Genomic DNA, 1,109 nt, shown 5'->3' with positions numbered 1-1,109 from the left:
CCCAGTCCGAGCCCTTCTGGTTTGGTGGTAAAAAACGGGTCAAAGATTTTCGCCAGTGCCTCGTCAGACATCCCCGGGCCGTTATCTGACACCAGAATATCGCAGCTCGAATCGTGGCATTGAATCGCGATGGAAATTTGTGGATCAATACAATAGCCATCCATCGCTTGCGCAGCGTTGTGGAACAGATTGATGAGCACTTGTTCTAGTTCAACGCTGTGAATGGCGAGCCTCACCTCGTGGTCGATCGTCGGTACTTTGAGCGTGACACCTTGCTTGATCAACTTATTGCTCAATATGCTGGTGGCATTGTGCACTGCATCGTGAAGTATCGACACTTCATTATGAGGTTCATGAGAAGTTTTACGGGTGAAGACTTTTAGCCTAGCAATGACCTCGGCAATAGTCTCGTTTAGCGAGAGCATCTTGTTTAAGTTGTCTGCGACCATCGGATAGCGTTCCATCGACAGCAAGCGCTGGGAGTTTTCGGTGTAAGTTCTCAGCGCGGCAAGTGGTTGGTTTATCTCGTGGTTGATACTGGCAGACAACTCTCCCAGCAAAGCAAGTTTGGCGGCTTGAGTCAGCTCTTGCTGAGTTTGTCTTAGCTCTTGCTGGCTTTGTTCATACTGACGAACCGTTTGCTGCAACTTGTGGTTTGCTTCACTTAGTACAACCGTGCGTTGCATGACTTTTTCTTCCAAGCTCACATTGAGATTGGCAAGACGTGCCTTGTTCACCAACATCTGAAACCATGCCAATGCGATCAGTGCAATCAGCGCGTATAAAATCAAATAGACTACATCTGCTTGCAATACTGCCGTCAGTACGGTGTGGTGATTGATTAACGCTACAACGCGAAAACCTTTATCCAACAAATGTGTTGCGTACGCGAGGTAGTTTGGTGACAGCAACAATTGGTTATCCGCAAACTCACTTTCGTCACTTTGCGCGGTAAGTTCGCCGTAATATTCGGGCAACGTGTCACCGTATTGGCGAGTTTCAGTCAGTTCATTGATGGCCGTTGGTGAGAGTGGAAACAGTGCGCGATAGCGCCAGTCGGGTAGGTTGCTCATAAACACTACGTTGTGTTTGTCGGTCACCAAAACGTC

The 1,109-nt window shown here is 48.2% G+C and carries 1 protein-coding gene; it reads right to left on the bottom strand.

Translation table 11 applies throughout. The features are described 5' to 3' along the window. Positions 1-1,109, bottom strand: a 1,109-nt coding sequence (locus R7P72_RS25565) for a sensor histidine kinase (protein ID WP_318111034.1), incomplete at both ends; no start/stop codon positions are given.

This window comes from Vibrio sp. Vb0888, assembly GCF_033338835.1.
Lineage (GTDB): Bacteria > Pseudomonadota > Gammaproteobacteria > Enterobacterales > Vibrionaceae > Vibrio > Vibrio alginolyticus.
Note: the sequence above shows the minus strand (reverse complement) of the source record. Positions and strands in the feature narration are given on the sequence as shown.